Here is a 13,860-nt window from a genome sequence, read left to right on the forward strand (position 1 = left end):
GCGGCACCGGACGGGCCACCGCCCGCGCCGCCAAGAGCCCCCGCGACACCCGGACGGCCCGGGCCGCCGGCGCCGCCAAGGCCGCCGTGCAGTCGGTGAAGTCCGTCAAGGCCGCCCGGCAGGCCGCGGCCCGCCCCGCCCCGCTGCTGCGCACCACCGACCGCCTGGTGCTGCCCCCGCACCCCGCCCTGCACATCCCCGACACCAGGATCGCCCTCTCCACCGCCTCGGTGTACCCGGCCGGCACCGCCATCGCCTTCGAGCTGGCCGCGAAGCTGGGCTACGACGGTGTCGAGGTGATGGTCTGGAACGACCCGGTCAGCCAGGACATCGAGGCGCTGCGCCGGCTCTCCGACGCCCACCGGATGCCGATCCTGGCCGTCCACGCGCCCTGTCTGCTGATCACCCAGCGGGTCTGGACCACCGACCCGTGGACCAAACTGGTCCGGGCCCGGGCGGCGGCCGAGAAGCTCGGCGCCGACGCCGTCGTCGTCCACCCGCCGTTCCGCTGGCAGCGCCAGTACGCCCGCGAGTTCGTCGAGGGCATCGACCGGATGGCGGGCGAGACCGACGTCCGCTTCGCCGTCGAGAACATGTACCCCTGGCGCTACCGCGACCGCGAGATGCTGGCCTACGCCCCCGGCTGGGACGTCACCGAGGAGGAGTACCGGCACTTCACCATCGACCTCTCGCACGCCGCCACCTCCCGGATCGACGCCCTCACCATGGTCGAGCGGATGGGTGACCGCCTCGCCCACATCCACCTCGCCGACGGCAGCGGCTCCGGCAAGGACGAGCACCTGATCCCCGGCCGCGGCAAGCAGCCCTGCGCCGAACTGCTGGAACACCTGGCCAGGACCGGCTTCGACGGCCATGTGGTGCTGGAGGTCAACACCCGGCGCTCCGCCTCCCCCGCCGAACGCGAGGCCGACCTCGCCGAGGCGCTCGCCTTCACCCGCTTGCACCTCGCGACCCCCTCCCGCGTACGCTGACCGAACGAACCAGGTTTCCCTGGAGGGGATATGACGGGCGAACAGGACTATCGGGGCCTCGCCAAGTCCTTCGACTCGGTCGCCGCCGAGTACGACCGCGCCCGGCCCTCCTACCCCGACGAGCTCTTCGACGAACTGGAGCGCCTGGCCGGCCGCAGCCTCAAGGGTGCCCGGGTGCTGGACGTCGGCGCCGGTACCGGCATCTCCACCCGCCTGCTGGCCGCCCGCGGTGCCGATGTCGTGGCCGTCGAGCCCAGCCCGGGCATGGCCGCCCGACTGCACGCGGTCTCCCCGGAGATCCCCCTGGTCAAGGGCACCGGTGACGAGCTGCCCTTCCACGACCGCTCCGCCGACCTGATCACCTACGCCCAGGCCTTTCACTGGACGGTGGCCGAGCGCTCCGTCCCCGAGGCGATCCGGGTGCTGCGCCCCGGCGGCGCCCTCGCCACTTGGTGGAATGTCAGGGACGGCGGCGTCGGCTGGGTGCGGGCGATGGGCGAGCGGCTCTCCGTCGCGCTGCCCGGGCCCTACCGCTGGTACGGCCGGCTCAACGAGGTCACCGATCAGCTGCTCCCCTTCGGCCTGCGGACCCGCACCGCCGTGCTGCGCTGGGAGCGCCGGATCACCGTCGAGGGCGTCATCACCGACCTCACCTCGCATTCCTACATCGCCGCCCTCGCCCCCGAGGAGCGCGAGCCGCTGCTGGCCGTCGAACGCGAGGCGCTGCTCGCCGAATTCCCCGACGGCTGGGTGACCGAGTCGTACCTGCTGGACCTCACGGTGGCGATCACCCCGGGCGGCGACGCCTGACCGCATCGCGGACGCGCCGTCCACCGCCCGGACGGCGGGCGTAGGCTCGATAGCCACAGCGGCGCCGCACCCTCCTACCCGCGGGGCCGCCAGCAGCCCCGAAGGAGTGGAGCACAGTGCCCGAGCTGAGGTCCCGTACGGTCACCCACGGTCGCAACATGGCAGGCGCCCGGGCGCTTCTCCGGGCCGCCGGCGTAGCCCGCGAGGACTTCGGCAAGCCGATCATCGCGGTCGCCAACTCCTTCACCGAGTTCGTCCCCGGCCACACCCACCTCCAGCCGGTGGGCCGGATCGTCTCCGAGGCGATCAAGCAGGCGGGCGGCATCCCGCGCGAGTTCAACACCATCGCCGTCGACGACGGCATCGCGATGGGCCACAGCGGCATGCTCTACTCGCTGCCCTCGCGCGACCTGATCGCCGACTCGGTCGAGTACATGGTCAACGCCCACTGTGCCGACGCGCTGATCTGCATCTCCAACTGCGACAAGATCACCCCCGGCATGCTGATGGCCGCGCTGCGCCTCAACATCCCGACCGTCTTCGTCTCCGGCGGCCCGATGGAGGCCGGCAAGGCCACCCTGGTCGACGGCACCGTGCGCAAGCTCGACCTGGTCGACGCGATCGCCCAGGCGGTCAACGAGAACGTCTCCGACGAGGACATCGCGATCATCGAGGAGAACGCCTGCCCCACCTGCGGCTCGTGCTCCGGCATGTTCACCGCCAACTCGATGAACTGCCTCACCGAGGCGATCGGCCTCTCGCTGCCCGGCAACGGCTCGCTCCTCGCCACCCACACCGCCCGCAGGGCCCTCTACGAGAACGCCGGCCGGACGGTCGTCGAGATCACCAACCGGCACTACCAGCAGGACGACCACTCCGTCCTGCCGCGCTCCGTCGCCTCCCGCGCCGCGTTCGAGAACGCCATGGCGCTGGACATCGCGATGGGCGGCTCGACCAACACCATCCTGCACCTGCTCGCCGCCGCCCAGGAGGCCGAGCTGGACTTCGACATGCGGGCCATCGACGCGATCTCCCGCAAGGTGCCCTGCCTCTCCAAGGTCGCGCCCAACGGCTCGTACTACATGGAGGACGTCCACCGGGCCGGCGGCATCCCCGCCCTGCTCGGCGAGCTGTACCGCGGCGGACTGCTCAACGAGGACGTGCACACCGTCCACTCCGGCTCGCTCGACGAGTGGCTCAAGACCTGGGACATCCGCGGCGGCTCCCCGTCCGCCGAGGCCGTCGAACTCTGGTACGCGGCCCCCGGCTGCGTCCGCTCCGCCGAGGCCTTCTCCCAGTCCGAGCGCTGGGACTCGCTGGACACCGACGCCGCCAGGGGCTGCATCCGCGGCGTCGAGCACGCCTACTCCGTCGAGGGCGGCCTCGCCGTGCTGTACGGCAACCTCGCCGAGGACGGCTGCATCGTGAAGACCGCCGGCGTCGACGAGTCGATCTGGACGTTCAGCGGCCCGGCCGTCGTGGTGGAGTCCCAGGAGGACGCCGTCGAGGCGATCCTCGCCAAGCGGGTCAAGGAGGGCGACGTCGTCGTCATCCGCTACGAGGGCCCCAAGGGCGGCCCGGGCATGCAGGAGATGCTCTACCCGACGTCCTTCCTGAAGGGCCGCGGCCTTGGCAAGGCCTGCGCCCTGGTCACCGACGGCCGTTTCTCCGGCGGCACCTCGGGCCTCTCGATCGGCCACGCCTCCCCGGAGGCCGCGTCCGGCGGCGCGATCGCGCTGGTCGAGGACGGCGACCTCATCGCCATCGACATCCCCGGCCGGAAGATCTCCCTGGAGGTCTCCTTCGAGGAACTGCACGAGCGCCGGCTGAAGCTGGAGGCCGAGGGCGGCTACCGGCCGAAGAACCGCGACCGCCAGGTCAGCCAGGCCCTGCGCGCCTACGCCGCGATGGCCACCTCCGCCGACAAGGGCGCCGTCCGCGACGTGACCAGGCTCGGCTGAGCCCGCAGCACGGAGGAGGGGTGGGGGCCCCCCCCGGGGGCGCCCCCCCCCCCGGCCCCGCCCCCCCGGGGGTGTGGGGCGGGGGGCCCGGGCCCCCCCCCCCCCCCCCCCCCCCCCCCCCCCCCCCCCCCCGGGGGGGGCCCCCCCCCCCCCCGGGGGGGGGGCCCCCCCCCCGCGGCGCCCCCACCCCTCCGCGTTCCCGCGACACCGGGTGATAATCGGACCTGTGACCCAGGACCCCGCCCCCGCCCCCAAGCCCGCCGGCGCCCCCGAGCCGGAACCGATCCGCTGGTTCGGCACCAGCTGGGTCGACCGGGGCGCCGACTACCGGCTGCGCCGGGTCGTCGTGCCGATCGGCGCCCTGCTGGCCGCGCTGGCCGGAGCGTTCGTGCTGCGCTTCGGCGTCGAGGGCGTCCGGCTCTCCTCCGGTGGCGGCTTCGTGAACGGGCTGCTGGTCGCGGCCATCGCGGTCTGCTCGCTGATGGCCGGTCTGCGCACCTGGAAGCTGCTCAGCGAGGGCAGGGACCAGCTGAGCGGCTGGATGGCCGAGGACAAGTCGCTCGGCGTGGTCTGGCTCATCGGCGGGGTCGGCGCGCTCCTCGCCTACTTCGTCCGCAGCCTCATCGAGGCCCCCGGCGAGGCCGTCCGGCGGGCCGGGTACGAGCGGGCCGTCGCCCAGTACGAGCGCCGGCAGGCGACCCGCGGCGGCCGGCCCGACACCAAGGCGCCGGGCCGGGGCAAGCGCAGGCGCTGAGCGCGACCGGACCGGTCAGCTGCGGCTGACCGAGCCGCACTCCCGCTCGCCGTCGATGTCCTTGCTGCGGTCGTACGGGTCCAGGCTCGGCCCGGTCCGCTCCGGGTCCGGCTGAGCGAACTGGTCGAACTGCGGGTGGTAGTAGCCGTCGTGGACGTTGCAGGCGCTGTTGCCGGACTCGGAGTCGTACCGCCGCAGGTTGATCTTCTTCGGGTTGGACTGGTACCTGGCCGGGTCGTAGAAGCGGAAGTCCGTGATCCGCCGCACGATGGTCCTGGCGGTCCAGGTGTCGCCGGGGACATCGCCGTTCACGCTGGTCAGCGCCACCGGCTTGGCCACTCCGGGGCCGCTCGGCAGGCCGGGCGCGGGCTCGCCCGTCGTGGACGGCCTGGTGGACGGCTTCCCGGGGAGGGCCTGCTTGGCCGCCTCGGGCCCGGGGCGGATCGCGTAGACGAAGGTGTAGTCGGTGTGCACCAGCACGCCCTTCTCGCCGTCGCTCTCGAACGTCGTCCGGCCCTGCACCTTGACCACGTCGGTCACGGGGATCGCCTCGGCCGGGTTGAAGCGGCTGAAGTAGGAGATGGCGTTCCGCTCCTCGGACGGCTTGGCGAGCGCCGCCTCGGCGCTGTCCCGGTCGCCGCGGTCCAGCAGGGCCAGTGCCGCCTCGGGGCGGCCGCCCGCGGTCACCTTCGGGTCCAGGTTGGCGGCCGTCAGGTAGTCCTTGACCAGCTGGAGCTGGCCGGCCACCTCCTCGGCGCCGAAGACCCCGGTGGCCTGCGCCGCAGGCAGCACGAAGGCCTCCGCCCCGCTCGGCCAGCCCTCGGCCGGGGAGCCGGCCCACGGGTGGTCGACGGTCGGCTGCTGCTCGGCCGCCGACGGCGGGGCGGCGGTCGGCCGGGCGGTCTCCGGGGCGACGGTGGGCGCCGGCGCGACGGCGGACGGGCCGGGGGTGCCGGCGTCGCCGTAGTGCTCGGAGTACCAGCTCCGCAGCCCGTCGATGTTGAGCGCGGCGAGCAGCACCGCGATGGTCAGCACCACGTACAGCGGCGCCCGCCACTCCAGGCGGCGGCGCGGGCCCGGGTTGCCGAAGGCGTCGGGCCGCCGGGGCCCGCGGCCGAACCGCTTGCCCTTCGAGGGGCCGTCGTTCACCGAGCGGCGGCCGCCCGGGTCGACCGGCGGGGTGTGGCGCCAGCGGGCGGCGAGCATCCGGGTCCGGCCGGACTGCTCCTTCACGGTGGCGCCCTTGACGAACTCCTCGTCGAGAACGAGGTCCGCGAACGGGTCCTTCCCGCCCGCCTCGGACGGGTCGGACCCGCCCGGCTCCCGGCCCTCGGACGGGCGCGGTTCTGGATCTTCGGCTATCGGCATCGCGCCAGTATGCCGACGGGGTGTGACGATTCGCTGATCGGGGGCACACCAGGTGGTGAACGCGTGCGCGATGTGCGGAGATCGCCCCTGTTTCCGCCGTTCCGGAAACGGCGTCAGCCCTTGCCCCGGGCCTGCTTCACCGAACCCACCACGCCCGCCACGGCGAGCAGGACGCCGGCCGGCAGCAGCGAGAGGAAGAACGCGCCGAACAGGCCGGCGTCGCCGAGGAACGTCTGCGCCAGCATGTTCAGCACCAGCAGTCCGCCGGCCGCCGGCAGCGCCGACTGCCACGGGTGCTCGGCCGCCCACCGGCGCAGCCGCCGGTCGCCGGTGTCGCGGCGCAGCTGGCCGCCCACCGTGCCGACCAGGAAGAAGAAGAACAGCGCCCAGCCGGCCGGTCCGGCCAGCATGCTCAGCGACCAGTCACCGGTGATCGCATCGATCCCCAGGGCCGTCGCCCCCACCACCGCACCGACTCCCGCGGCCGTCCGCCACGGTCCCACCGTCGCGGCGGCGACGGCGAGTTGCCGGTTCTCACGTCGGGACATCTCTTCGTGTGCCATACCTCCACGGTGCGCCCGCACACGGCCCGGGGCCATAGGGGAGAACCCCGAGTTTCTCCCTAGGGCGTGGCGGGCGGCAGTCCGACCGCTGGGTGGACGCTCCCGCCGCCGGCCCGGTCGCGGTGCGAGGATGGCCGCAGTACCGGAGGTAAGGAGCGGCCATGGCCAGCAGCGGAGCACACGGACAGAAGATCGCCTTCCTGGGCACCGGCAAGATCGGCGAGGCCCTGCTCTCCGGTCTGCTGAGGGCCGGAAAGGACCCGGCGGACGTGCTGGTGACGGCCCGCCGCCCGGAGCGCGCGGCCGAGCTGGCCGGGAAGTACGGCGTCGGCACCGCGACCAACGCCGAGGCCGCCAAGCTCGCCGACACCCTGATCCTCGCGGTGAAGCCGCAGGACATGGGCACCCTGCTGGAGGAGCTGGCGCCGCACGTCAGCCCGGACCGGCTGGTGATCTCGGCGGCGGCCGGCGTCCCCACCGCCTGGTTCGAGGCGCGGCTGGCGGCCGGCACCCCGGTGGTCCGGGTGATGCCCAACACGCCCGTCCTGGTGGACGAGGGCATGAGCGTGATCTCCGGCGGCTCGCACGCCACCGAGGCGCACCTGGAGCGGGCGGAGGAGATCTTCCGCTCGGTCGGCAAGGCGGTGCGGCTGCCCGAGTCCCAGCAGGACGCGGCGACCGCGCTCTCCGGTTCGGGCCCGGCGTACTTCTACTTCCTGGTCGAGGCGATGACGGACGCGGGCATCCTGCTCGGCCTGCCCCGGCAGGTGGCGCACGACCTGATCGTGCAGTCGGCGATCGGCGCCTCGGTGATGCTGCGGGACTCCGGCGAGCACCCGGTGAAGCTGCGCGAGGCCGTCACCTCGCCGGCCGGCACCACCATCGCCGCCATCCGCGAGCTGGAGAACCACGGTGTACGGGCGGCCCTGCTGGGCGCCCTGGAGGCGGCCAGGGACCGTTCCCGGGAGCTGGCCTCCGGCGGCAAGTAGGCCCGGACACAAGGCCCGGCGGGCCCGGAGGCGGGGCCCAGTAGGCTCGACGGCATGTCCTACGACTTGGTGATTTTCGACAACGACGGTGTCCTGGTGGACAGCGAGCCGCTCTCCAACCGGCTGCTGGCCGAGTACCTGACCGAACTCGGCTACCCGACCACCGTCGAGGAGTCGTACCGGGACTTCATGGGCACCGCCGCCCACCGGGTCCACGACGTGATCGCCGAGCGGTTCGACGGGGCGAAGCTGCCGGACGGCTTCGACGACCTGTTCCACGCCCGGGTGTTCGCCGCGTTCGGCGCCGAACTCGCCGCCGTCCGGGGCGCGGAGCGTCTGCTGAAGGAGTTGCAGCAGCGTTCCGTGCCCTACTGCCTGGCCTCCTCGGCGCACCACGAGTGGATCCGGACCGCGCTCGACGTCACCGGCCTGCGCGGGAACTTCGTCGAGGAGCGGATCTTCAGCGCCCAGGACGTCGGCGTCGGCAAGCCCGCGCCCGACCTCTTCCTGCACGCCGCCCGCACCCTCGGCGTCGAGCCGGGCCGCTGCCTGGTCCTGGAGGACAGCGTCAACGGCGTGCTGGCCGCCCGGGCCGCCGGTATGGACGTGTACGGGTACACCGCGCTCACCGACCCGGCGAAGCTGACCGCCGCCGGTGCCACCGGGCTGATCGCCGATCTGGCGGAGGTCCCGGCGCTGCTCTGAGCCCGCCCGGCCGGGGAGGGCCGCCGCGGAACAGCCGCGCGGAACGGCTGTTCGCAGAACTGCTGCGCGACCCCTCCCGCGATCGCGCGCCACCGCCTACGCTCTCGCCAACATCGTTGTACCGGCCAGTAGCGAGGTTGGCATGAGTACCGTGATCCCTCCTCGGCTGCGCGCGGGCAGAGCCGCGCTCGCCGCGAGTTTCCTGCTCCAGGGCGTCACCTTCGCCCTGCTGGTCACCTGTATCCCCGAGATCCAGGACCGGTACGGGCTGAGCGACGCCCTGCTGCCGGTCTTCCTGGCGGCCGTGCCGATCCTGGCCGGGGTGGGCTCGATCGGCTCCGAATGGCTGGTGCGGCGCACCGGGGCCCGGGCTGTGCTGCGGGTCGTCCAGCCCGCCGTCTGCCTCAGCCTGGCGGGCGCCGGGCTCGGCGGCACGCTCTGGCAACTCGCCCTGGCCCTCGGCGCGTTCGGGCTTCTGGTCGGTGCGCTGGACGCCAGTATGAACATGCTCGGGGTGGGCCTCCAGCGCCGTTACGGGCGCTCGGTCATGCTCGGCTTCCACGCCGCGTTCAGCCTCGGCGGCATCCTCGGCGCCGCCGTCGCGGGCCTCGGCTCACGCTACGACCTCGGCCTGCCGGTGCTGTTCGGCTCGGCCGCCGCGGTGATCGCCCCGCTCGCCGTCCTCGCCGGCACCCGCTTCGCCGGGCCCGCCGAACTGGGCGACGCCGTCCGGGAGGCCGCCGAGGCCGCCGCCCGGTCCGTACCGTGGCGGCCACTGCTGCCGCTCTGCCTGGCGATGGCCTTCGCGTACATCGCGGACGCCTCGGTCTCCAACTACAGCGTCAAGTACCTCACCGACGGCCTCGGCAGCCCGAAGGACGTCGCCAAGCTCTCCTACCTCGGCTACATGGTGGCGATGCTGCTCGGCCGGGCCCTGGGTGACCGCGCGGTGCAGCGCTGGGGCGCCGTCCCCGTGGTCCGCGGCGGCGCCGCGCTGGCCGCGCTCGGCTTCGCGGTGGCCGCCGCGGCGCCCGGTGCCGGGGCGGGCATCGCCGGCTTCACCGTGCTCGGCTTCGGAATCTGCGCGATCATCCCCCAGGTCTTCGCGGCCGGCGGACGGCTCTTCCCGGCCGACTCGGACGCCGCCGTGGCCCGGCTCAACCTCTTCAACTACGTGGGTTTCCTGGTCGGTTCACCACTGGTCGGGGCGATCGCGGGCGCGAGCTCCTACCGCTGGGCACTGCTCGCCCCGATGCTGCTGGTGCTCGCCGTCCTCCCGCTCGCCGGCCGCTTCGCCCCCGCCCCGGTCGCCCGGCCCGCGGTGGCCTGAGCACGAACCGCCCGAGCGAACCGCCCGAGCGGACGGCCGGCACCCACGGCCGGGGCGGACGGCCGGAGCGGCCCGGAACCGGCGCGCCCTGGCGGCCGCCGGAGCGGAGCCACCCGCTACGGTGGAGGCCATGCCCGAAGCCGAGCGTGACACCCCCTGCGGCCTGCACCTCTTCTGGGACGAGGCCGTCACCGCCTACGACTTCGGCCCCGGCCACCCGATGGACCCGACCCGGCTGGCGCTCACCATGCGCCTCGTGGAGTCCCTCGGGCTGAGCAGCGGCCCCGGGGTGACGGTCCGGGCCGCGCCGCCGGCCGGCGAGTCCACCCTGCGCCTGGTGCACACCCGCGAGTACGTCGCGGCGGTCAAGCACGCCGCCGCCCACCCCGAGGAGCAGGACGCCCGGCACGGGCTCGGCACCGACGACAACTGGGCCTTCCCCGCCGTGCACTCCGCCTCCGCGCTGATCGCCGGCCAGTCCGTGGCCGCCGCCGAGGCCGTCTGGCGCGGCGAGACCCCGCACGCCGTCAACTTCGCCGGCGGGCTGCACCACGCCATGCCCGGCCGGGCCTCCGGTTTCTGCATCTACAACGACCCGGCGCTCGCCATCGCCCGGCTGCTCGAACTCGGCGCCGAGCGGGTCGCCTACGTCGACGTGGACGTCCACCACGGTGACGGCGTCCAGCAGGCGTTCTGGAACGACCCGCGGGTGCTCACCGTCTCGCTGCACGAGCACCCCGCCACGCTCTTCCCGCAGACCGGCTGGGCCACCGAGACCGGAGGCCCCGACGCCCCCGGCTCCGCCGCGAACCTGCCGCTGCCGGCCGGCACCGGCGACACCGGCTGGCTGCGCGCCTTCCACGCCCTGGTGCCCGAACTGCTGGCCGCGTTCCGCCCGCAGGTCCTGGTCACCCAGCACGGCGCGGACACCCACCTGGAGGACCCGCTCGCCCACTTCGCCGTCACCGTGGACGCCCAGCGGCTGATCGCCGAGGAACTGCACGACCTGGCCCACCGGCACGCCGGCGGCCGCTGGATCGCCACCGGCGGAGGCGGCTACGCCGTGGTGGACGTCGTCCCGCGGACCTGGACCCACCTGGTCGCCACCGCCGCCGGACGGCCCGTCGACCCGGCCACCGAGACCCCGGAGGCCTGGCGCGCCGAGGTCTACCGGCGCACCCGCCGCCCGGCCCCGCTGCGGATGACCGACGGGGCCAGGCCCGTCTGGCGGGACTTCGACACCGGCTACGATCCGGCCGACCGGCTGGACCAGGCGATCCTCGCCACCCGCCGGGCCGTCCTGCCCTACCACGGCCTGCTGCCCTGAGCCCGGAGGCCCCGGACCGGCGGCCCCGTGTCCGGGGGCGTGCGCATGCCCACTGCTACAGACCGCTGAGCGACTACGTACTGCAACAGGCCTATCTCTCACCGTACGAGGACTGGGCTTCCCCCTCTTCCCACTGGTACCACCCATAACTACTCTGGGGATACACGTGTGCCGGTGGAGTCACCGGAGGGGAAGCCGGTGCCTTGCACACGGGTAAGGGTCGGGTGATGGTCATGAGTTCCGGCGAACGCCCCCTGCAGGAAGTTGTCTTCCTGACCGTGGCGGAGGTGGCCGCGGTCATGCGGGTGTCCAAGATGACGGTGTACCGGTTGGTGCACAGCGGAGAACTGCCGGCCATCCGGGTCGGACGGTCCTTCCGGGTGCCCCAGCAGGCGGTGCACGAGTACCTCAAGGAGTCCTACGTGCGGCTCGAGAGCGCGTAGGGCCGGGCGGCGGGGCGGGGTCCGCAGCCTGCGGACCCCGGGCCCGTTCGCCGGGGATTCTCCGGGTGTTTCCCGGTTCCGGGGAGCACGATTACGACCCAGGGCGCGCGGAAGGTAGGCTAGGCCGTCCGTCAGTCGTATGGACTCCGTCTCTCACGGGCGCGAGTCTCAGTGAGCGAGGGTTGTTCCGTGGGCTCTGTCATCAAGAAGCGTCGCAAGCGTATGGCCAAGAAGAAGCACCGCAAGCTTCTGAAGCGGACCCGCGTGCAGCGTCGCAACAAGAAGTAAGCGCCCCCGGCCGCGCCCTGCGCGCCCGGCGCTTCCACCGCCCGTCCAGACCCTTGTGGCCTGGGCGGGCGGTGTCATTTCACGGCCCGACACGGCGGCGCGGTACGGTGCACGCAAGTCGCTCAGGGCGAGGAATGGGGTGCAGCACCGTGGGCATGGTCGTGCTCGTCACCGGCGTGGCACGCCATCTCGGCGCCCGCTTCGCCGCCGAGATCCGCCGCCGGCCCGGGGTGGACCTGGTGGTCGGCGTGGACGTGCAGCCGCCCCGGCACGCCGTCGCGGAACCGGACGGGCCCGCCGCCCCGTACCGCTTCCACCAGCTCGACCTGCGCCGGCCGGCGGTGGCCCGGGTGATCGCGGAGCACCGGGTCGACACCGTCGTCCACCTCAGCGTCAGCGCCACCGGTCTGGGCTCGACCAACCGCTCCTCGGTCAAGGAGTCCAACGTCATCGGCACCATGCAGCTGCTCGGTGCCTGCCAGAAGGCGTCCGGCGTGCGCCGCCTGGTGGTGAAGTCCACCACCGGCGTGTACGGCTCCACCCCGCGCGACCCGGCGGTGTTCACCGAGCGGACGCAGCCCAAGAACCTGCCCGGCGGCGGCTTCGCCAAGGACGCGGCGGAGGTCGAGGGCTACGTCCGCGGCTTCGCCCGGCGCCGCCCGGACGTCGCGGTGACCGTGCTGCGGTTCGCCAACATCGTCGGCCCCGGCGCGGACACCCCGCTCAGCGAGTACTTCGCCCTGCCGGTGCTGCCCATCGTCCTCGGCTACGACCCCCGGCTGCAGTTCGTCCACGAGGACGACGCGGTCGAGGTGCTCTGCCGGGCGGCCGTCGCCGCCGAGCCCGGCACCGTCAACACCGGGACCTTCAACGTGGCGGGGGAGGGCGTGCTGCTGCTCTCCCAGTGCGCCCGCAGGCTCGGCCGGCCGACCCTGCCGCTGCTGCTGCCCGCGATCAGCTGGGTGGCGGCGGTGGCCCGGCAGACCAGGATGGTCGACTTCTCGCCCGAGCAGCTGCGGCTGCTGACCCACGGCCGGGTGGTGGACACCACCCGGTTGCGCGAGACCTTCGGCTACCGGCCCGGCTTCACCACCCCGGAGGCCTTCGCCGACTTCGCCGCCGCGCAGTCCGCCGGCCTGCTGCCGCCCGAACGGCTCACCGCCGTCACCGACCGGCTGGCCGCCCTGCTCGGGTCGGAGCGCCGCCCGGCCGTTCCTCCCCACCGACCCAGGAGCTGAACCCGCGATGAGTGCCGCAGCCGAGAACGCGAGGGACGGGGCCAAGGTCATCCCGATCGAGTCCGCGCCCAGCTGGAGCGACCCCGGCCACCCGGGCCTGGCCGACCAGCTCGCCGACGCCGTCGGCGGGGCGCTGGCCGGGCGGCTCGGCCCGGCCGCCACCCGCCTGTTCGGCAAGGGCTGGGAGGGCCGGGCCGCCGACCGCCTGGCGTTCCTGCGCCGCCGGATCACCGGCGACTACGAGGTGGACGAGTTCGGCTTCGACCGGGAGCTCACCGAGGAGGTGCTGCTCTCGCTGCTGCGCCCGCTCGCCGAGAAGTACTTCCGGGTCGAGGTGCGCGGGATCGAGAACATCCCGGCCGAGGGCGGCGCGCTGATCGTCGCCAACCACTCCGGGACGATCCCGCTGGACGCGCTGATGACCCAGGTGGCCATCCACGACCACCACCCGCACCACCGGCACCTGCGGATGCTCGCCGCCGACCTGGTCTTCGTCCTGCCCGGCGTCAACGAGCTGGCCCGCAAGGCCGGTCACACGCTGGCCTGCAACGAGGACGCCCAGGCGCTGCTGGAGCGCGGCGAGGTGGTCGGAGTCTGGCCGGAGGGCTTCAAGGGCATCGGCAAGCCGTTCTCCGAGCGGTACAAGCTGCAGCGGTTCGGGCGCGGCGGGTTCGTCGCCTCGGCGCTGCGGGCGGGGGTGCCGATCGTGCCGTGCGCGATCGTCGGGGCGGAGGAGACCTACCCGATGATCGGCAACCTCAAGACGCTGGCCCGGCTGCTGGGCCTGCCGTACGTGCCGGTCACGCCGACCTTCCCGTGGCTGGGGCCGCTCGGCGCGGTGCCGCTGCCGACCAAGTGGACGATCGAGTTCGGTGAGCCGATCGCCACCGACGGGCACCCGGCGGAGGCGGCGGACGACCCGATGCTGGTCTTCGACCTGGCCGACGAGGTGCGGGAGACCATCCAGCACACGCTCTACAAGCTGCTGGTGCAGCGGCGGTCGGTCTTCTTCTGAGCCACGGCCGGCCGCGGCTTCCGAACCACGGCTTCCGAACCACAGGGCGCCCAGCCGGCCTTCCGGAACGGTGCCCG

The 13,860-nt window shown here is 73.6% G+C and carries 14 protein-coding genes; 12 read left to right on the top strand and 2 right to left on the bottom strand.

Annotated elements, in window-relative coordinates; all coding sequences use genetic code 11:
• The first annotated feature begins 188 nt into the window (after positions 1-188).
• From ACIO5D_RS12945 to ACIO5D_RS12960, 4 genes are all read left to right on the top strand, one after another.
• Entirely contained in the window at positions 189-992 is an 804-nt protein-coding gene (locus ACIO5D_RS12945) for a sugar phosphate isomerase/epimerase (RefSeq protein ID WP_363606063.1), read from the top strand.
• A 30-nt stretch (positions 993-1,022) separates the two neighbouring features.
• A complete protein-coding gene (locus tag ACIO5D_RS12950; RefSeq protein ID WP_400654336.1) occupies positions 1,023-1,802 on the top strand; it encodes a class I SAM-dependent methyltransferase in 780 nt (259 codons plus the stop codon).
• A 116-nt stretch (positions 1,803-1,918) separates the two neighbouring features.
• Positions 1,919-3,763, top strand: coding sequence for a dihydroxy-acid dehydratase (gene ilvD / locus ACIO5D_RS12955; RefSeq protein WP_363606007.1), 1,845 nt, complete (start codon positions 1,919-1,921; stop codon positions 3,761-3,763).
• Positions 3,764-3,989: 226 nt separating this feature from the next.
• The gene (locus tag ACIO5D_RS12960; protein ID WP_400654339.1) at positions 3,990-4,517 is read left to right on the top strand and encodes a hypothetical protein; all 528 of its coding nucleotides are present in this window, start codon (positions 3,990-3,992) and stop codon (positions 4,515-4,517) included.
• 15 nt (positions 4,518-4,532) lie between these two features.
• On the opposite strand, the gene ACIO5D_RS12965 is transcribed toward ACIO5D_RS12960, so the two are convergent.
• Positions 4,533-5,885: a hypothetical protein gene (locus ACIO5D_RS12965; protein ID WP_400654341.1), complete on the bottom strand. Its 1,353-nt coding sequence runs from the start codon at positions 5,883-5,885 to the stop codon at positions 4,533-4,535.
• A 113-nt stretch (positions 5,886-5,998) separates the two neighbouring features.
• Positions 5,999-6,448: a hypothetical protein gene (locus ACIO5D_RS12970; RefSeq protein WP_363606004.1), complete on the bottom strand. Its 450-nt coding sequence runs from the start codon at positions 6,446-6,448 to the stop codon at positions 5,999-6,001.
• Positions 6,449-6,609: 161 nt separating this feature from the next.
• Here ACIO5D_RS12970 and proC point away from each other — a divergent pair, with 161 nt between their 5' ends.
• From proC to ACIO5D_RS13010, 8 genes are all read left to right on the top strand, one after another.
• Positions 6,610-7,437, top strand: a complete 828-nt coding sequence (proC, locus tag ACIO5D_RS12975; protein WP_363606003.1) for a pyrroline-5-carboxylate reductase — start codon at positions 6,610-6,612, stop codon at positions 7,435-7,437.
• Positions 7,438-7,491: 54 nt separating this feature from the next.
• Positions 7,492-8,142 (top strand): HAD family hydrolase, encoded by a 651-nt coding sequence (locus ACIO5D_RS12980; protein ID WP_363606001.1) that lies wholly within the window; start codon positions 7,492-7,494, stop codon positions 8,140-8,142.
• Between the two features lie 142 nt (positions 8,143-8,284).
• Positions 8,285-9,472, top strand: coding sequence for an MFS transporter (locus ACIO5D_RS12985; protein WP_363605999.1), 1,188 nt, complete (start codon positions 8,285-8,287; stop codon positions 9,470-9,472).
• A gap of 130 nt (positions 9,473-9,602) precedes the next feature.
• Positions 9,603-10,799, top strand: a complete 1,197-nt coding sequence (locus ACIO5D_RS12990; RefSeq protein WP_363605997.1) for an acetoin utilization protein AcuC — start codon at positions 9,603-9,605, stop codon at positions 10,797-10,799.
• A gap of 233 nt (positions 10,800-11,032) precedes the next feature.
• Positions 11,033-11,242: a helix-turn-helix domain-containing protein gene (locus ACIO5D_RS12995; RefSeq protein WP_148644250.1), complete on the top strand. Its 210-nt coding sequence runs from the start codon at positions 11,033-11,035 to the stop codon at positions 11,240-11,242.
• A gap of 189 nt (positions 11,243-11,431) precedes the next feature.
• Complete coding sequence (locus ACIO5D_RS13000) at positions 11,432-11,530, top strand: 30S ribosomal protein bS22 (protein ID WP_003948845.1); 99 nt, start codon at positions 11,432-11,434, stop codon at positions 11,528-11,530.
• Between the two features lie 149 nt (positions 11,531-11,679).
• Positions 11,680-12,768: an NAD-dependent epimerase/dehydratase family protein gene (locus tag ACIO5D_RS13005; RefSeq protein WP_363606062.1), complete on the top strand. Its 1,089-nt coding sequence runs from the start codon at positions 11,680-11,682 to the stop codon at positions 12,766-12,768.
• A 7-nt stretch (positions 12,769-12,775) separates the two neighbouring features.
• Positions 12,776-13,783 (top strand): lysophospholipid acyltransferase family protein, encoded by a 1,008-nt coding sequence (locus ACIO5D_RS13010; RefSeq protein ID WP_363605995.1) that lies wholly within the window; start codon positions 12,776-12,778, stop codon positions 13,781-13,783.
• The last annotated feature ends 77 nt before the right edge of the window (positions 13,784-13,860 follow it).

Origin of the sequence: Kitasatospora sp. NPDC087315 (genome assembly GCF_044744345.1) — a bacterium.
Classification (GTDB): domain Bacteria; phylum Actinomycetota; class Actinomycetes; order Streptomycetales; family Streptomycetaceae; genus Kitasatospora.